General features: G+C 60.4%; 18 protein-coding genes. 9 read left to right on the top strand and 9 right to left on the bottom strand.

The window, feature by feature from the left end:
• Positions 1-35: 35 nt before the first annotated feature.
• The 5 genes from VOI22_RS13135 to VOI22_RS13115 all read right to left on the bottom strand — a co-directional run bounded on the left by VOI22_RS13135 (position 36) and on the right by VOI22_RS13115 (position 5,695).
• The gene (locus tag VOI22_RS13135) at positions 36-644 is read right to left on the bottom strand and encodes a hypothetical protein (protein ID WP_323796916.1); all 609 of its coding nucleotides are present in this window, start codon (positions 642-644) and stop codon (positions 36-38) included.
• Positions 641-1,864 (bottom strand): matrixin family metalloprotease, encoded by a 1,224-nt coding sequence (locus tag VOI22_RS13130; RefSeq protein ID WP_323796915.1) that lies wholly within the window; start codon positions 1,862-1,864, stop codon positions 641-643. The genes VOI22_RS13135 and VOI22_RS13130 overlap by 4 nt, the downstream gene beginning before the upstream one ends.
• Before the next feature lie 100 nt (positions 1,865-1,964).
• On the bottom strand, positions 1,965-3,161 hold the full coding sequence (locus tag VOI22_RS13125; protein ID WP_323796914.1) for a matrixin family metalloprotease: 1,197 nt from the start codon (positions 3,159-3,161) through the stop codon (positions 1,965-1,967).
• A gap of 221 nt (positions 3,162-3,382) precedes the next feature.
• On the bottom strand, positions 3,383-4,573 hold the full coding sequence (locus VOI22_RS13120; RefSeq protein WP_323796913.1) for an acyl-CoA dehydrogenase family protein: 1,191 nt from the start codon (positions 4,571-4,573) through the stop codon (positions 3,383-3,385).
• A gap of 84 nt (positions 4,574-4,657) precedes the next feature.
• The gene (locus VOI22_RS13115; protein ID WP_323796912.1) at positions 4,658-5,695 is read right to left on the bottom strand and encodes an AbrB family transcriptional regulator; all 1,038 of its coding nucleotides are present in this window, start codon (positions 5,693-5,695) and stop codon (positions 4,658-4,660) included.
• 167 nt (positions 5,696-5,862) lie between these two features.
• Between VOI22_RS13115 and VOI22_RS13110 the strand changes: the two genes are divergently transcribed.
• The 4 genes from VOI22_RS13110 to ltnD all read left to right on the top strand — a co-directional run bounded on the left by VOI22_RS13110 (position 5,863) and on the right by ltnD (position 8,744).
• Positions 5,863-6,447 (top strand): nucleotidyltransferase family protein, encoded by a 585-nt coding sequence (locus VOI22_RS13110; RefSeq protein WP_323796911.1) that lies wholly within the window; start codon positions 5,863-5,865, stop codon positions 6,445-6,447.
• A 46-nt stretch (positions 6,448-6,493) separates the two neighbouring features.
• A complete protein-coding gene (locus tag VOI22_RS13105; RefSeq protein WP_323796910.1) occupies positions 6,494-6,979 on the top strand; it encodes an isoprenylcysteine carboxylmethyltransferase family protein in 486 nt (161 codons plus the stop codon).
• A 94-nt stretch (positions 6,980-7,073) separates the two neighbouring features.
• Positions 7,074-7,823: an SDR family NAD(P)-dependent oxidoreductase gene (locus tag VOI22_RS13100; RefSeq protein WP_323796909.1), complete on the top strand. Its 750-nt coding sequence runs from the start codon at positions 7,074-7,076 to the stop codon at positions 7,821-7,823.
• A gap of 9 nt (positions 7,824-7,832) precedes the next feature.
• Positions 7,833-8,744, top strand: coding sequence for an L-threonate dehydrogenase (gene ltnD, locus VOI22_RS13095; protein ID WP_323796908.1), 912 nt, complete (start codon positions 7,833-7,835; stop codon positions 8,742-8,744).
• Here ltnD and VOI22_RS13090 read toward each other — a convergent pair whose 3' ends face one another.
• The gene (locus VOI22_RS13090) at positions 8,745-8,954 is read right to left on the bottom strand and encodes a hypothetical protein (RefSeq protein WP_323796907.1); all 210 of its coding nucleotides are present in this window, start codon (positions 8,952-8,954) and stop codon (positions 8,745-8,747) included.
• A gap of 41 nt (positions 8,955-8,995) precedes the next feature.
• Here VOI22_RS13090 and VOI22_RS13085 point away from each other — a divergent pair, with 41 nt between their 5' ends.
• Positions 8,996-10,015 (top strand): lipid II:glycine glycyltransferase FemX, encoded by a 1,020-nt coding sequence (locus VOI22_RS13085; RefSeq protein ID WP_323796906.1) that lies wholly within the window; start codon positions 8,996-8,998, stop codon positions 10,013-10,015.
• A 3-nt stretch (positions 10,016-10,018) separates the two neighbouring features.
• Here the strand turns inward: VOI22_RS13085 and VOI22_RS13080 are convergent, their stop codons facing one another.
• Together VOI22_RS13080 and VOI22_RS13075 are read right to left on the bottom strand one after the other, a co-directional pair.
• Complete coding sequence (locus VOI22_RS13080) at positions 10,019-12,430, bottom strand: ATP-binding protein (RefSeq protein WP_323796905.1); 2,412 nt, start codon at positions 12,428-12,430, stop codon at positions 10,019-10,021.
• An 84-nt stretch (positions 12,431-12,514) separates the two neighbouring features.
• A complete protein-coding gene (locus VOI22_RS13075; RefSeq protein WP_323796904.1) occupies positions 12,515-13,201 on the bottom strand; it encodes a gamma-glutamylcyclotransferase in 687 nt (228 codons plus the stop codon).
• A 354-nt stretch (positions 13,202-13,555) separates the two neighbouring features.
• On the opposite strand from VOI22_RS13075, the gene VOI22_RS13070 reads away from it, so the two are divergent.
• The 4 genes from VOI22_RS13070 to VOI22_RS13055 all read left to right on the top strand — a co-directional run bounded on the left by VOI22_RS13070 (position 13,556) and on the right by VOI22_RS13055 (position 15,842).
• Positions 13,556-14,041 (top strand): response regulator, encoded by a 486-nt coding sequence (locus tag VOI22_RS13070; protein ID WP_028467560.1) that lies wholly within the window; start codon positions 13,556-13,558, stop codon positions 14,039-14,041.
• 22 nt (positions 14,042-14,063) lie between these two features.
• Positions 14,064-14,549 carry a hypothetical protein gene (locus tag VOI22_RS13065; RefSeq protein ID WP_323796903.1) on the top strand — a complete coding sequence of 162 codons (486 nt, stop codon included), beginning with the start codon at positions 14,064-14,066 and terminating at the stop codon, positions 14,547-14,549.
• Positions 14,550-14,616: 67 nt separating this feature from the next.
• Positions 14,617-14,994, top strand: coding sequence for a hypothetical protein (locus tag VOI22_RS13060; RefSeq protein WP_323796902.1), 378 nt, complete (start codon positions 14,617-14,619; stop codon positions 14,992-14,994).
• Between the two features lie 200 nt (positions 14,995-15,194).
• Positions 15,195-15,842, top strand: a complete 648-nt coding sequence (locus tag VOI22_RS13055; RefSeq protein ID WP_323796901.1) for a hypothetical protein — start codon at positions 15,195-15,197, stop codon at positions 15,840-15,842.
• A gap of 46 nt (positions 15,843-15,888) precedes the next feature.
• Here the strand turns inward: VOI22_RS13055 and VOI22_RS13050 are convergent, their stop codons facing one another.
• Entirely contained in the window at positions 15,889-16,275 is a 387-nt protein-coding gene (locus VOI22_RS13050) for a hypothetical protein (protein WP_323796900.1), read from the bottom strand.
• Positions 16,276-16,282: the final 7 nt, after the last annotated feature.

Genomic DNA, 16,282 nt, shown 5'->3' with positions numbered 1-16,282 from the left:
GCGGGGCCTGCATTTGCAGGCTCCGCTGTTGTTCGTTATTCCGGTATTGGTGCCGGGATTTTGACTGGCCCCGATGTATCTTTAGCCTTCAAGCCGACAGCGCTGAGGACTGTCCTGATCGCGCTTGCGTCGAGCGGGTCGGTCGCAGGCTGGCAATAATAACCGGCCATGTAGGCAGTCCCCTCCGACACCGCAAGGTCTCCGCCACCTTGTCCCTGTTTCCCGGCAAAGACCACGCATTCCCGATCATGGGCGCGAGCCTTCACGTAAGTTGACAGAAAATGGCCTAGGTTCGCGGGTTGTTGCGAGCCGGTAGCTTTTCCGCCCTTCGTGAAGAAGCGAAACTTCTCGACCATTCCCTCTGCCTCCGTGACCCATTCCATGTAGTAGCCGGGAGCCATATTGATCAGGATGATTTCAGCACGTGGGTCAATTGGAGTCGTCGGAATCGAGGTGATTGAATAGGTGCGCATAGAATATTCGGCATCCCATCCTGCATCGACGATTTTTTGCGGAACATCGAGTGCGAAATAGAGAGGAGACTGGCGTGCCGTAATTTCTTTCTGTTGACCGGCAATAGAAGCTCCAGCGTGAATTGCGGAGGCGATCAGGGTGGCAGCAATTAGAAGATACCGGGCGTTCATAACACCCACCCGTCCTCGAAGTCTGACGTGGAAATGCCGGTCAGCTTGATCTGGCCGCCGTTGTAAGTGATGACGACATTCCCGGCGGCATCGGATGATGTCGTATGATCGCCTGCAAATGCGATCAGGTCGCCCTCGGAGCGGTCGAAGTTGTCGATCACATCGAAGCCCTGGTTCGACGACCCGAACACGAAAGTGTCGGACCCAGATCCGCCGTCAATGGTGTCGTTCCCCAGATTGCCGAAGAGCATGTCGTTGCCGGCTTCTCCGAAGATTGTGTCCTCGTTCTGGCCACCATAAACAGTGTCGTTGCCGGAGCCGCCATAAATGATGTCAGACCCGTAATTGCCATAAATCAGATCTTCGCCGGTGCCTCCATAAACGGTTTCGGTCCCGTCCTGCTGCCGCATCAGACCGGACGCGTCGGCGCGGGCTGTGCCGCTGTTCTGGCCGCCAAAGATCGTATCGTTTCCCGAACCACCTGCCAGATAGTCGATCTCCTTGTTACCGTAGATCAGATCGTTGCCGTTGCCGCCGAACAGGTAATCGGTTCCGCCATTTCCTGAGAGAATATCGTTGCCGGACCCGCCGGATAAGGTGTCTCCGGTTTCTGCGCCGGTCAGCAAGTCGTTGCTGGAAGTGCCGGTAACTCTGCCCGAGCTTGGTTCCGTAGTCGGGGTCGTGTTGGTAACGGTGTTTTCGGGAAGATTTGTATAAAGGGCGTCGAGGTTAGATTTGTCGGTCGCCGAAAGTGTCGGATCCCCGTCCAGCGCGGGGTTCATAATGCTCTCCGAATTTGAGCTATCAGCAAGGCCAACAACGTGGCCGATCTCGTGCATCAGGACTTCGTAGATCTTGTCCAGATCGGTCTGATCCGAAAAACTCAGATCCAGATAGATGAAAGCGGTGCCATCACCATAACTCTCACCGCCTTCCCATCCCAACCGGCCGTCGCCATCAGGGTCATTGAAGACCGTTCTCGCGCTTGTCTCGGTCGAACTACCAACAGTCTTTATGCCGACAAAGACAAACGCCGAGTCGAATATGTCTGTTCCATAGAAATTGAAATCGACGTTGTTGTCCCAGACCTCGAAAGCGTCCGTTACGGTGCCCCTAAGATAGTAGGAAACATCGTAATAGCCTTGCGCTCTCATCTCCGACGTGGCGTTCCAGTTGTAGCCGCCGCCAGAACCCACGTTGTATCCGTTGTAAACGCCCACCCCCGACAACTCCTCAATCATAGGTTTTGAAGCGCGCCACTTAAGGGGGGCGTGCACAATGTTTTGCCCGCTTCGCGCCGGCAGCTATTCTTTCAATTGCTTAGGCGATCCAGCCCGCGTCGACGCCGGTGCTGGAGACACCGATCAGCGTCACCGTCCCGCCGCCATGGGTGATCACCAGATCCGATCCGCTGCTCGATGTGGAATAGGCGGTTGTGAAAGCCAGCTTGTCGCCCTCGGCCGCATTGAAATCGGTGACCACGTCGTCGCCCTGTCCGTCTGTCGCGAAGAAGAAGGTGTCGGCACCCAGACCACCGGTGAGATGATCGTTCTCACGGTTGCCGAGCAGCAGGTCGTCGCCGGAGCCGCCATCCAGCGTATCCTCGTTCTGGCCGCCGAAAAGCGTATCGTTTCCAGCTCCGCCAGAGAGAATATCGTTGCCATAGTTTCCGAAGATCGAATCATTGCCGTCTCCGCCGACGATTGTCTCCACGCCATCTTGTTGGCGCAGGACGCCGTAGGCGTCGAGGCGGGCGGTTCCGCTGTTCTGGCCGCCGAAGATGGTATCGTCCCCGGCGCCGCCGTCCAGATAGTCGACTTCAAGATTGCCGTAGATGATGTCGGCACCGGCCTCGCCTGAAAGATTGTCGGCGCCAGATTCGCCCATCAGGATGTCGTTGCCGTCACCGGCCAGCACAGTGTCGTTACCAAGTCCGGCGCGGACGATATCGTTGCCGCCGAGCGTGCTGAACCGGTCACCAGTCTGGCTGCCGCTTAAGTCGTCGGCGCCGGCCGTGCCGGTCTTGTTGTATCCGTAAATAGCTGCGGCCTTGGCGATATCGTAATCAGTGATCGTTTCGGCGCCGTTCAGTAGAGGATTCATCAGGCTGCCTGGAGTATCGTCGTGGTCGAGGCCCAGTGCGTGCCCGACCTCATGCCGAAGAGTCGTCCTGAAGTATGATGAATCGTAGTAATCCATGACGACGAAGTCGTAATCCACGCCTGTCGTGCTGATCACAAAGTCCCCATTGCCGTCATAGGGAATATTCACACCCAGTGTGCCGCCATACCCGTCAATGTAACTTTCCATGACGATTACGTCGGCGAAATCAGTGTTCGAGGTGTGGACGAAATTGATGGAGAGGTCGCGACCCCACTCCGCGAATACGGAATGCGTTATGGATTTCTCAGAAGATGAAACCTCATAAAACCCATAGTAAGCGAAACTATAGTCGAGCTCGGTCGTGTAATAGACCGTTGACGAAGGGACAAAGGAATAGCCGGTGTACAATCCCATAAAATAAATCCGTATATCTGAAGTATATATTAAGAAAAGTTAATCATCTTTGAGGTGGTCGTACAACTATACGACAGAGCGAAATTGACAACAGTTTTTCGTGAATATCGCCTGAGTTTCCAGACAGCGCCTCCATTTGGAAGTTCTCGGAAAATTAGGAGTTTGCGCACAAAAAAGCCCGGCTAAAGCCGGGCTTTTCGGTAAAGCTTGATCGAGCAAGCTCAGGCGGGATTCCGCTGGATCAGTTGCTTGGCGATGATCAGGCGCTGCATCTCGTTCGTGCCCTCGGCGATGGCGAGCAGCGGGGCGTCCCGGTAATAGCGCTCGATATTGTATTCCTTGGCATAGCCATAGGCACCGTGCAGGCGCATGGCCTCCAGGCTGTTATGCAGCGCGGCTTCGGTGGCGAACAGCTTCGCCATGCCGGCTTCCATGTCACAGCGCTCGCCCCGGTCATAGGCGGCGGCGGCCTGTTCGGTCAGCAGCCGGGCAGCCTCGACCTGGGTTGCCATGTCGGCCAGCTTCAGCTGGATTGCCTGATGCTCCGCGATCGGTTTGCCGAAGGTCTTGCGGACCTGTGAATACTGCACCGATTCTTCAAGGCAGGCCCGGGCGATGCCGACGCCGCGTGCGGCGACATTGATCCGGCCGAGCTCCAGCCCGCCAAGGATCTGCTGCATACCGCGGCCTTCGACATTTCCGACCAGATTTGCGTCCGGCACGAAATAGTCGTCGAGGGTGAAACCTGCGGAATCGATGCCCTTGTAGCCCAGCTTTTCCAGTTTCTTGGTGACGTTGAAACCGTCGCCCTTTTCCACCAGGAACAGGCTCATGCCCTTGTGCCGGGGTTTTGCCTCGAGATCGGTCTTGGCCAGTACCGCGATGATGTGGCCGTGATAGGCATTGCTGATCCACATCTTGGTGCCGTTCAGCCGGTAGCCGCCCTCGGTCTTGTCGGCGCGCAGGCGGATGGCCTGCAGATCGGTGCCGGCGTCGGGTTCGGTCAACGCAATGCCGCCGCGCAGTTCGCCACTGGCGAAGCGTGGCAGCCAGGCGGCCTTTTGCGCTTCTGTGCCGGAGCGCTCGACGGCGGCGGCCATGATGAGGTGGGAGTTGAAGATGCCGGAGATCGACATCCATACCCGGCTGACCCGCTCGACGATTTTCGTATAGGTCGAGGCCGTGAGGCCAAGCCCACCCCAGTCCTCACCGATGGTGGCACCGAACAGACCGAGCTCCGCCATCTTGCCAACAATGTCTTCCGGCCAGGCATCCTCTGCTTCGAGCTTGTGGGCGTAAGGCGCGACGTCACGGGAGAGGAAGCGCTCGACAGCGTCCAGAATCATGCGCTCCTGTTCAGCACGCTCTTCGAGCGACAGGCCGGACTGGTTCGCGGCGACAGCTGCGTTCATGGATTTTTTCCTCCCGGGAATCCCGGTTCTAGGTACTGGCGGAACGCCATTGGTTTTTGTTTTTCAACCGAAAATAACGATTTTCTAGATTTTTGAACTTAGAATATAGCGGAAGATAAGGCCCGAGAGGGCAATAACCAGAAAAATACGGATTATATGGAAAGCCGCGATCAGCGGAACCCCGAGTTCGAGCACGGCAGCAGTGATGCTCATTTCCGCCATGCCGCCGGGAGAGACGGAAAGCACCATGGTGGCGGCTGGCAGGCCGGTCACCTCTGCCACGCCAAGCCCGAACAGGATGTTGAGTCCGACCAGAACCAGCGTGCTGAGCAATGCATGGGGCAGGAAGCGCTTCAGCGGCAGCACCAGCTCGCGGCGGTAGCGCAGGCCGATGAAGCAGCCGATCAGGACCTGCGAGAGATTGAGCAGCTCACGCGGCATGCCGGAAAGGTGCAGATCCAGCACCGTCACGAGAGCGCCTGCGGCAAGCGGTCCGAGCAGCCAGCCGTTGGTGATCTTGCGCCAGGCCATCAGGCCACCGAACAGCAGGGAAAGGACGATCAGGACCGGAAAGCCCTGCAGGTCGAACGGGAGATTTTGCGCCTCGAACGGTGAATGCCCGACCGCGCCGATAAGGGTTAGCGTGGTCGGGATGGTGGTGACGACGCAGAGAATACGCAGGGACTGGGCGAGCGAGACCGGTGCCATCTCGCCGCCCCACTTCGTCGCCTGCAGGGCCATCTCCACGACGCCGCCGGGCACGCTGGCGAAATAGGCGGTGGCCATGCTCACTTTCGCAACCTTGCGCAGGTATAGCGCCGCGAGCAGCCCGAACAGGATCGAGGCCAGCGCGCAGATGACCATCACCGCGATATGGTCCACCACGAAGGCGGCGACGGTGGGGGTGAAATTGAGGCCGATGCCGGTGCCGAGCAGAAGCTGGCCGGTCTGCCGTGCGCCTTTCGGCATGGAGAGCGTGAGCCCGGCCATGCTGAGTACCCCGACCGAGAGCATGGGCCCCAACAGCCAGGGCAGAGGCACGCCAAGAACGGCGAATGCCCAGCCGGCGCTGGCCGCAAAGGCGAAGCTGGCGAGATGGCGAACGGGCGCGGGTATGGACATGGCGGGCGGGCCTGATTTCGGCCGGTTTCCGGAGTCGGTCGCGCGGCCATCGAATGGATTGATCCCTGCACTTAGGCAGGCGGCGGCGTCCCGGTCAATCTGTTGACGGTGCTTTGGTGTCTGTGCATGGGATGAATTCCACATGGTCGAAAACAGGGGCCCGTTCGATGACCGAAGAGAGCTTGCAGGAGCGGTTTCTTGGGGTGGTGCTGAATAACCCGGTGAACCAGGCTATCCTGGAGCGGATGCCGGATCTTGGCGTCGAGGATGGCTGGCTGGTGGCAGGCTGTCTGTTCGGGACGGTCTGGAATGAGTTGTCCGGTCGCCCGCTGACCGAGAATATCCGGGACTACGATATTTTCTACTACGACCCGGATACCAGCTATGAGGCGGAGGACGCGGTGATCCGGCGCGGGGCGGCCCTGTTCGCCGATCTTGGGGTCGAGGTCGAGATCCGTAATCAGGCGCGGGTTCCGCTCTGGTACGAGGCGCGGTTCGGGGTGCCTTATCCGCCGATTTCCGAATCCCGTACGGGTATCGACCGGTTTGTTGTCGCGGGCACCTGCTGCGGCATTTCGCAAGCGGGCGAGGTGCATGCGCCCTACGGCTTCGAGGATATGTTCGCGGGTGTCCTGCGCTACAATCCGATGAACCCGACGCCGCATCAGTTTCAGTTCAAGTGCGGGAGTTACCGGGAGCGCTGGCCATGGCTAAAAATTGTGGAACAGGATGCCGCTACCAGTACCTCCTGAACCGGAAGGTGTGGTAAGCCGAGCGGCTGAAACAAAGGGGACAGGCATGGATGAGAAGCAACAGCCCGACAGTGCGCCGGACACGGCGGGCGTGATCTTGCCGCCGCCCGTCATTCTGCTGATCGTCATTGCCTTCGGCGCCGTGCTTGAGATTTTCGTGCCGAGACCCTTCGCGCCGGAATGGGCGCAAACCTATCTCGGCCCCGCTTTGGTCGTCGGAGCGGTCGCTGTCGCCATCATCGCGGAACGTCAGTTCAAGCGCGCCGGAACCAGCGCCAAGCCCTGGGTGCCGACCACCGCCATGGTCACTACCGGCCTGTTCTCGATCAGCCGCAATCCGATGTATGTCGCCATGGTGGTCTTGCTGTTCGGCCTTGCGTTTGCCGGGAACACGCTCTGGATTTTGACAGCCACCGTCGGCTTTGTCGGCGTGATGCATTACGGCGTGGTTCTGCGTGAGGAAGCCTATCTCGAGCGCCTCTTCGGCACGGCCTATACTGACTACAAGGCGCGGGTCCGGCGCTGGATCTAGAAGGCTGTCTTTCCACGCTTAACGATCGCTCTCTCTTTTTCATGAGCCGCCCGCGTGCGACAGTCCGGTCTCATCTTCTGCGGGGGATTCGCGCATGGGCGAACGGATAATCCTGATAACGGGCGCGGCCAGCGGTATTGGCGCCGCAGCGGCTCGCAAGCTGGCGCAAACTGGCGACCGTTTCCTGCTGCATACGCGCGCGAACCTGGATGGTCTCAACGCCGTCGCCGAGCAGGTGCGTTCTAAAGGGGCAACCGCCGAAACCCTGTTGAAGGATCTGGCTGAGCCCGGCGCGGGGCGATATCTGATCGAGGCCTGTTCCGAACGCTTCGGGGGGCTCGATATCCTCGTTGCCAATGCGGGCTACGCGGACAAGGCGCCGCTTGGCGAGGCCGGGACGGAGAAGTTCGAGCAGGCGCAGAACGCCATTTCGCGCTCCTTTTTTGAGATGGCGGAGACGGCTCTGCCGCTGCTGGAAGCCTCGACAGAGGGCCGGGTTATCGCGGTGGGTGCTTTCGGGCCGCATGTCTGGCGCACCGACTTGCCAGCCTTTCCGGCGACCGCTGCGGCGAAAGCCTCTCTTGAGGCAACGGCGCGCGCACTCGCCCTCAAGCTCGCACCGTCCGGAGCGACCGTGAATGTCGTGGCGCCGGGCTTCATCGAGAAAGACCCGGGCACCCATTCGGCTATGACGCCGGAAGGTGTGGCGGCACTCTCCGCGCGCATTCCGATGGGGCGGCGGGGCACGTCGTATGAGGTGGCGGCCGTGATCGGTTTTCTCGCATCCTGTGAAGCGAGCTACATTACAGGACAAGTCATTCATGTGAATGGCGGTTTGATTTAGGGGGATGTGATGAGTGAGGGACGTATCGCCGGGGTCATCGGCCTTGGCTCGATGGGAATGGGCGCGGCCCGCTCTCTGGTTGCGGCCGGGGTCGAGACCTGGGGCACAGACGTTCGAGCCGAGTCCGTCGCGGATTTCGTGGCGAACGGCGGCAGGGGCGCGGCAAGTCCGGCTGAATTGGCATCGAAGGTGGATGCGCTGCTGGTGCTGGTGGTCAATGCGGCCCAGACCGAAAGCGTGCTGTTCGGCGAGACCGGCGCGGTCAAGCACATGAAAAAAGGCGCCGTCGTCGTTGCCAGCAGCACGGTACCTGCGGCCTATGCGCGGGAGCTGGAAGGCCGGCTGGCGGAGCACGGCCTGCTGATGGTCGATGGGCCGGTCAGCGGCGGTGCCGCCAAGGCGGCGACCGGCGAGATGACGGTGATGGGCTCCGGCACGCCGGAGGCATTCGAGGCGGCGGACTTTCTGCTGAAGGCCATCGCGATGAAGGTCTACCAACTGGGTGATCAGGCCGGGCCAGGCTCGACCGTGAAGACCATCAACCAGTTGCTCGCGGGTGTGCATATCGCGGCGGCGGCGGAAGCCATGGCGCTCGGTATCCGGGCTGGCGTGGCGCCTACAGACCTGTTCGAGGTGATTTCAAATTCCGCCGGTGCGTCCTGGATGTTCAACAACCGGGTGCCGCATATTCTCGACGGCGATTACGCGCCGCTCAGTGCCGTGAACATCTTCGTGAAGGATCTCGGCATCGTGCTGGAGACCGGCAAGGAGCTGACCTTTCCGTTGCCGCTGTCGGCGGCGGCACACCAGCAGTTCCTCGGCGCGGCTGCGGCGGGCCTCGGAACGGAGGACGATTCCGCGGTTATCAAGGTGTTTCAGAAGCTCGCCGGGATCGATTTGCCTGAAGCCAAGGACGACTAATCAGAGCAGGCAGAGAAGACCGTAGCAGGATGCGCCGAACAGCTTCACCGCCAGCAGATAGCCAATCAGGTCAAACAGCAGCGAGACGCCGAGGATCGGCAGGGCAACGAAGCCGATAAAATAAAGCGCGGCCCAGCGTGTGAAGCGGCGGCCGGGAATCCGGTGGCCGTGAATCACGGGCGGCTTTTTGAATTGTGCGAGCACGGACATGGGCTAAGACTAGCCGCGGAACGGGTACGGGGGAACCTGCAATGGCGGCTGCCGCCAAAGCGCAGAAAGCCGAAGAGAAAAAAGACCGGCCGCTGAAAGACCGGCGCGGGGAGGAGCGGGACGGTATCGTCGCGCTCTGGGACGCGGTCGATCAGCGGCGCTGGGACGAGTTGGTCGCAAGGGCGGACCGCTCGGCGCTTGAGCAGTCCTCCGCCTATGGTATGGCCATGTCGCGTGCCTCTGCCTATACCCCTGTCACGGCCGTTTTCATGCGCGGCCCGGAGCCGGTGGCACTTGCCCTGGTGCTCGAATGGCGCTTTCCGGGCGGCTTCCGGATTGCCAAGCTGACGCGGGGGCCGGTCTTCCTGACGGATGATGTCTCAGAGACGGAACGCGCGGCGATCTTCGGTCTCATCAAGCAACGCTATCCGGTGGCGAAGCTCAATCTCTTCTTCATGACACCGGAACTCGCCGCCGGGACAGAGAGCGATGCGCTTCTGCGCGGCATCGGCATGCGCCCGATGGTGACCGGCTACAGCACCGTCTGGCTCGATCTGCGTCCGGAACTGGAGGCGTTGCGGGCGGGGTTGCACATGAAATGGCGCAACCAGCTCAAGCTTGCGGAAGCGGAGCCGATCCGCGTGCGCAGCGGTTTTGGCGGTGCACCGATGGAATGGCTGCTGACCCGGCACGACCAGCACCGAAAGCGGCGCAAGTTCCGGGCACCGGCAGGCGCCTTCGTTGCCGCCATCGCGGATAGCAGCCGGGACAAGCGCGCGACGCAGGTTTTCACCGCCTATGTCGGCAGCGAGCCGATCGCCGCGATCCTGACCGTTCGGCATGGTAATTCCGCGACCTACTATGTCGGCTGGACCGGGGTGGAGGGGCGCGAGAAGCAAGCCCACAACCTGCTGCTCTGGAGCGCCATCACCAAGCTGAAGGGCATGGGCGTAGAGTGGCTCGATCTCGGCGGAGTCGACGGGTTGCACATGCCCGGCGTTTCCCGCTTCAAGCTCGGCGTTGGCGGGGAGCTGGTGACGCTGGCGGGGACGTATCTCTAGCGGTCAGGTTTCTTTCGCTCTCGCTGCTGCTTTGGCACGCAGAGCCGCGAAGCCGACCAGCCGGTCTTCAACCAGCCGATTGATACTGGCTGACGGATATTTCCCGCCGGCCCCACGCTCGCCTGCTTTCTTGCCTGTCAGTGTCTCGATGCCTTCCGCGATCGTGGTTATAGGCAGGATGCGGAACTTCTTTTCCCGACAGGCGTCGACCACATCCTCGCGCAGCATCAGATGCTTCACGTTCGATGCAGGGATCAGGACGCCCTGTTTGCCGGTCAGTCCGCGCGCCACGCAGACGTCGAAGAAGCCTTCGATCTTCTCGTTCACCCCACCGATGGCCTGTACTTCGCCCATCTGGTTCACCGAGCCGGTGACGGCGAGGGACTGGTCGATCGGCAGCTCGGAGAGTGCCGACAACAGGGCGTAGAGCTCGGCTGAGGAGGCGCTGTCGCCATCGACGCCGCCATAGGACTGCTCGAAAGTCAGTGTCGCGGCGAGGGCCATAGGGGCGTCCGCCGCGTAATTCTGCGCGAGGTAGCCGGAGAGGATCATCACGCCTTTGGAATGCAGCGGGCCGCCAAGTTCGACCTCGCGCTCAATATCGATAACCTTTCCGGCGCCGACCCTGACCGTCGCGGAAATCCGGCTCGGCTTGCCGAAGGCGAAATTGCCGATCGAGAGGACCGAGAGCCCGTTGACCTGGCCGACCTTTGCGCCATCGCTATCGATCAGCACCGTGCCGCGGGTAATCTCCTCCACCGTCCGCTGCCGGAGCCGGTCTGCGCGGTGGGTCTGGGCGGCGATGGCACGGTCGACATCGCCACGCACGACCGTGTCCCTGTTCTCTTCCCGGGCCCAGTAATCGGCCTCGCGCATCAGATCCGCTATCTGGCCGACGCGGGTCGACAACCGTTCGGAATCCCCGGCCAGCCGTGCGGCATGCTCCATGACCCGCTCAATGGCTGCGCGTATGAAGGGGCGGAGTTTGTTGTTGCGGGTGATGGTGGTGACGAGGCGGGCGAAAAGCTGGTCGTTCTCCGGCGTCCGTTCCATGGCCTCTTCGAAATCGGCGGCGACCTTGAACAGGTCCTGGAAGTCCGGGTCGAGCGCGGAGAGCATGAGATAGAGCCGGTAATCCCCGAACAGTACGATCTTCAGATCGAGCGGAATAGGATCCGGCTGCAGTGACACCACGGTTGCCGTCGCCGTGGTCATGTTGGGCGCTTCTATGGTGACCTGCTCAGCGTAGAGCGCGCGTTTCAGGGCTTCCCAGCTCATCGGATTGAGCAGTAGTTTGTCCGCGTTGATCAGCAGAAAACCGCCATTGGCCCGGTGCAGGGCGCCGGACTGGATGAGCGAAAAGTCCGCGGTCAACGTGCCCATATGCGCGTAGTACTCGATCCGGCCGACCAGTTTGCTCAGCGCCGGATGGTCTTCGACAATCACAGGCGCTCCGCCCGCCGGACGGTTCGAGACCAGAACATTGACTTGGTAGCGATGCATCGGGTCGCTCTCGACCGCGCTTTCGCCGACGTCACCCGGGATGGCGTCCGGGCTGCCTTCCTCGGTGTTAAGGAACAGGCCGATCTGCTCGACCATATCGTCGGCGACGGCTTTCAGGTGCTTGAGGGCCGCATCGGCCCCTGTCATTTCCTTCTCGACGTCCGCAATTTCCTGTTTGATGACGCGGCGAGCGGTCTCGCGGTTGATTTTTCTCAGGCTGCGATAACGGTCGCGCTCGATATGCGGCAGCGAGCGGAGGGTTTTCTGCAGTACCTCCATCATGCTCTGGGTCGCGTCCTGATAGCGCTTTCGGGCGGCTTCGGGGAGCTTCTGGAAGGTCTCGGGAGCCATTGTCGTCTTGCCGGAAAGCGGCGCGAAAGCGAAGCCCTGAGGTGTTCTAATCAAGGTCAGTTTCTGTTCCCGCGCCTCCTTGTCCACGGCTTCCAGGGCGTTCTGCTGCTTTTCCGCCGCCTCCTTGTTCACGGCATCGATCCGCAGTCGGTAATCCTCGCTTTCGAACAGCGCCGGGATCACCGCTTCAAGATCGGTGACAAGTTCTTGCATGGCGCGCCGGAACGGCTCGGCCCGGCCGGGGGGCAGGGCGATCGCAGTCGGCGTATAGGCGTTTTCGAAATTGTGCACATAAACCCAGTCGCTCGGCGCCTCGAGCTCGGCACGGCGCTGCTCCAGGAAGCGGCTCACCGCCATGTGCTTGCCGGAGCCTTTCGGTCCGATGACGAAGAGATTGTAGCCCCGCTGCCGCATCCGGGTGGCGAAACGCACGGCGCCGAGAGCCCGCTCCTGGCCGATCAGGGCCTCGATATCCTCAAGGTCTTCGGTGCTCTTGATAGAAAGCGGCCGGAGATCCGTCTTGGTGTAGAGGGCCTTGGTGGCAAGAGGCTTCACGGGCATTCCTGGATTCCTTCGAGACCGATGCTGATGCGGGTCGCCGGATCGAAACTGGTGAAAACCTTAATCCCGTCGTGGCTGCTCCGGCTAGTCTCCGCCGCCACGAATTTCCAGAACCCTGTCGCGCAGCCGGGTCAGGCCCCGGTCCGGCATGCCCAGCTCGTCGAGATGCTCTACCGTATTGAAAAGATAGTCTGAGCAGGGGCCAAGAAAGCCGCTGGCCCGTTCGATGGTCTGGGCCATTTCCTCTTCGGGGAGTTGGCCGACATAGCGTTCGTGGCTGCGGTTCATCACAAAGCCGAGGGCCTTGAAGGGGCCGCTCGGTCCGGTCATGGAAAGCCAGCGCGGGATATAGGCGTCGCTCACCATTTCCCGACGCCAGACAATTTCGAGTTCCTCGGCGGCTTTTTCCTTCGAGATGCGGAAGGCGACGCCGCGGCAGCACCCTCCGCGGTCGAGGGCGAGCGTCAGGCCCGGCACTTCGGGCGACCCGCGCCCGAGATGGGTCTGCAGGCAGAACCGCCGGTGATATCCGCGGGCCGTGGCGCAGCATTTCTCGGCGAAATGGAAGGACGGGTTCCAGATCAGCGATCCGTAACCGAACAGCCAGACATCCGTCTCCGGAACGCCGCCGGAGAACATTGAGGCGAGCGATGCATGAAGTTCCTCGTCGCTGAGGACCTTGTAGGCAACGGCGTTTTTCCGGATCAGGTCGCGGATGTGACCCGATCGGATCGTATCGCGCGTGAGAGGGATATGTTGCTGGTCAGCCATGTAAACGAGCCTAGCGGACTTGGCGGGCCGGGCAAGTCCGACAGTCGGATCGGTCTTGTGCGATTTCAGGCAGAATGGAGCGGGGTAAACGCCAGCTCGGCGATGCGTGTCGCCGCCTATGGCAATAGGGGGCGAGGTAGTCGGTCACAAATGCGTGTGCGTTCCACGCCATATGCGTGAAATAATGATCAATAAGCCTGTGCGAGCGACCGAAAACCGCGACTGGCGTCGCATCTGGTATGGATTGTGCGTGCGGGTTTTACTGAAAGGCTTTGATATCTCTCAAAGTCCGTTCGGGCGACCGCGCCGAATTTGAGGTATAGGTCAGCTTTTCGAGGGAAGGCATATCCGTTCATGGCGGAAAAAGTAGATTTTGGTGGTGTCCATTTTTTGATCGTTGACGGTAACGCGCTTTCCGCTGATCTGGCGCGCGACCTGTTGCTGACAATGGGCGCGGAGACGGTATTTGTGGCGCACAGTTTCGATGATGGAATTGACGTTCTCGGCTCCGACTCTGTCGACGTCCTGTTGACCGAACTCCACCTGCCTCCACGCAGCGGCCTCGAGCTGATCCGCACGGTGCGCGACGGTAAAACCAGGGCGCACAAGCAGATGCCGATCCTGGTGATGTCCGCGATGTCGGCGAAGGAGCATGTTTTCGAAGCCCGTGACGCAGGCGTTACGGAATTTATTGCAAAGCCTTACGGGGTTGAGGGTTTTTACCGGCGCATGGTCGGTATCGTTGCGCGGCCGCGCGCTTTCGTAGACAGTAACGAGTATTTTGGTCCTGACAGACGTCGTCGGCAGGTGCCTTTTAATGGGCCGGACCGGCGAGATTAGCAGCTAGGGTGTCGAATTGACTGTGGCGAAATCAAAGCTTTTGCCTCCGGCGGAGGATTTGACCCAGCGCGCCGTCAACAGCACGACCGGGATGGACCTGCGTCTCAGTCCCGGTGTCCTGCGCCGTCTGGAAGAAGTGGTCAACAAGTCCCGCGAACGGTTTGTGGTCGATCTTGCGGCGCGTCTGCGCAAATTGCGTGCAAGTGCGCAAGCCCGGACCGATGGCCAGATGAGCGATGTTGATCTGCTGAAGCTGGTGTTCGAGGAAAGCCTGCAGATCAAGGGTATGGGCGGCACGATCGGCTATCAGGTGCTCAGTCTGATCGCCACGACTCTGAATGATTTCGTGACCGAACGTCAGACGCTGGGCCGGATCCAGTTTGAAATCCTGCAGCTGCATATCGATGCCATGTATGTCGTGATCGCGGACCGCATCACGGATAATGGCGGGATCCTGGAAGATCAGGTGCTTAGCGGTCTCAGGACGGCTGTTCGGAAATTCAGCTGAGCGCAAACTCGTGACAGAAGGACGTCGTGCCCTTATCTTAGGAGTACGTGTTTAATTGGAGCCTCCGATGGCCGACTTCGACAGAACGGACCGCAAAGCACTGGGCATCCTTTCGGATACGATTTCCGAGAAACTAGGGCCCTCCGATAAGGTCACGCGGGAAATCCGGCGTGCCTACACATCAGGCAAGCAGATCGACCGTTTCATGGCCCGCGCCGCATTCGATGCCCTGCCGGACTGGCAGCGTAGCGACATTGGTTCGGCCGCCGAAAATCTGGCCCATGCGATCATTCGGGAAGAGCTCGGCGAGGTGGCGCCGTTCGGAACCGAGCGCGACTGGCGGGATATGGATGCGCCGCAACGCCGGACGGGCCCGGCAAGAAAACCGGGCGCGGGTGGGGACATGCAGGCACCTCCGCGCTTCCTTACCCGTACAACCCGTTAGCGAGCAGGGCATGCGTTTTGTCACACGCGCATCCTTCAGGTCCATTGTTTGAAATGATCGGCATTGTTTTTAGATGCCCGGATCGGCTAGTGTTTGGCGCAATTTGAATATAATTTTGGTTTTCTGGACGCGGTCGCGATCCATTTGTAGTGGAGCTGGTTTTTGACCGGCTAGAGCGAGCCGGTCCAGTTGAGGAGTTGATGATGCGCGGCAGGGAGCCGGTGCAACAGTTCATTGTCGCTGAACATGTTGCCAAAGAATTCGCGCGGTTCCTGAACCGTGTCCAGAATGACCAGGTCGATATCTTGGGCTCGTTCCTCATCGAGAACGAATGGGAAAAGTACAAGAAGGACAGCGAGGGCGTCGTTCAGTCGCTTGAACTGGCCGGTTTCGCGATTGTCCCGAAGGAGCCGACGGATGAAATGATCGCGGGGGCCGACAAGACACTTGCCGGCGGCCTGATGGGGCAGCGCGGTGCGCGGGTCTATGTTGAAGCGGTCTTCGGCGCCATGGTCGACGGTTGGCTCGAGACCTACAATCCGAACCTGATCCTGGATATCTTTTCGATGGCTCTGTCACGGGCGTCCAATCCACGGGCGCGGCGCGACAGTGGCGGCATGGATTCCTCGTTTCAGCGCTTCCGCAAGCATTCCCAGGATATGTTGGCCGGGCTGATCAAGAACGGTCAGGTTATCGTTCCCGACGAGCCGACCCCCGAGATGGTCGCGGCAGGTGTTGCCGAAACAGCTGAAATTCGTAGCAAAACGAACCAGCAGGTCAGCATCGGCGCTGATCCGACCTACCTTGCCAATCTCTATGAAAACATGGTCGAGGCGCGGCCCAAATAGGGATCGCCTACGGCCTTAGGGTTTTCAATCTCTCGGATTTTCGACTCTAGGACTTGCCGCCCGGCTTGAACGCGGCGGCAAGAAGCGTCACTGCTTGCTTGTGGCGGGCACTACCGACCGGCGGTGGCGGCGCGGAGCTGCGGGTGCTCGACATGGTCTGGGCCCCGCTCTTGCTGATCGCCTCCAGAAGCGTTGCTGCATTATCCTTCGGGCGCGCGCGTTTGCTCACGGGCTTGCGGCGCGCGACGTTGCTGGACATGGCCCGCTGCACTGCAAGGGCGCAGAGATTGTTAAAAAACGGTCCGATCAACGCAGATTTCAACTTGTCGTCGGTCTCAGCCCAGACCCTGAGCAGCAAGGCAGCCTCATGACGATTTTTGCCTGTTGCCTCCAAGGCTTCGAGGGCTTTTGTTCGGGCGTAGTCTTTAGCCATTCGTCAC

The organism is Nisaea sp. (assembly GCF_034670185.1).
Lineage (GTDB): Bacteria > Pseudomonadota > Alphaproteobacteria > Thalassobaculales > Thalassobaculaceae > Nisaea.
This window is presented reverse-complemented; position numbering and strand designations above follow the sequence as displayed.

Excerpts from the sequence above, each read along its gene's own strand:
- VOI22_RS13135 (WP_323796916.1), bottom strand. The coding sequence starts at position 644 with ATGAACGCCCGGTATCTTCTAATTGCTGCCACCCTGATCGCCTCCGCA.
- VOI22_RS13125 (WP_323796914.1), bottom strand. The coding sequence starts at position 3,161 with ATGGGATTGTACACCGGCTATTCCTTTGTCCCTTCGTCAACGGTCTAT.
- VOI22_RS13120 (WP_323796913.1), bottom strand. The coding sequence starts at position 4,573 with ATGAACGCAGCTGTCGCCGCGAACCAGTCCGGCCTGTCGCTCGAAGAG.
- VOI22_RS13115 (WP_323796912.1), bottom strand. The coding sequence starts at position 5,695 with ATGTCCATACCCGCGCCCGTTCGCCATCTCGCCAGCTTCGCCTTTGCG.
- VOI22_RS13110 (WP_323796911.1), top strand. The coding sequence starts at position 5,863 with ATGACCGAAGAGAGCTTGCAGGAGCGGTTTCTTGGGGTGGTGCTGAAT.
- VOI22_RS13105 (WP_323796910.1), top strand. The coding sequence starts at position 6,494 with ATGGATGAGAAGCAACAGCCCGACAGTGCGCCGGACACGGCGGGCGTG.
- VOI22_RS13100 (WP_323796909.1), top strand. The coding sequence starts at position 7,074 with ATGGGCGAACGGATAATCCTGATAACGGGCGCGGCCAGCGGTATTGGC.
- ltnD (WP_323796908.1), top strand. The coding sequence starts at position 7,833 with ATGAGTGAGGGACGTATCGCCGGGGTCATCGGCCTTGGCTCGATGGGA.
- VOI22_RS13090 (WP_323796907.1), bottom strand. The coding sequence starts at position 8,954 with ATGTCCGTGCTCGCACAATTCAAAAAGCCGCCCGTGATTCACGGCCAC.
- VOI22_RS13085 (WP_323796906.1), top strand. The coding sequence starts at position 8,996 with ATGGCGGCTGCCGCCAAAGCGCAGAAAGCCGAAGAGAAAAAAGACCGG.
- VOI22_RS13080 (WP_323796905.1), bottom strand. The coding sequence starts at position 12,430 with ATGCCCGTGAAGCCTCTTGCCACCAAGGCCCTCTACACCAAGACGGAT.
- VOI22_RS13075 (WP_323796904.1), bottom strand. The coding sequence starts at position 13,201 with ATGGCTGACCAGCAACATATCCCTCTCACGCGCGATACGATCCGATCG.
- VOI22_RS13070 (WP_028467560.1), top strand. The coding sequence starts at position 13,556 with ATGGCGGAAAAAGTAGATTTTGGTGGTGTCCATTTTTTGATCGTTGAC.
- VOI22_RS13060 (WP_323796902.1), top strand. The coding sequence starts at position 14,617 with ATGGCCGACTTCGACAGAACGGACCGCAAAGCACTGGGCATCCTTTCG.
- VOI22_RS13055 (WP_323796901.1), top strand. The coding sequence starts at position 15,195 with ATGATGCGCGGCAGGGAGCCGGTGCAACAGTTCATTGTCGCTGAACAT.
- VOI22_RS13050 (WP_323796900.1), bottom strand. The coding sequence starts at position 16,275 with ATGGCTAAAGACTACGCCCGAACAAAAGCCCTCGAAGCCTTGGAGGCA.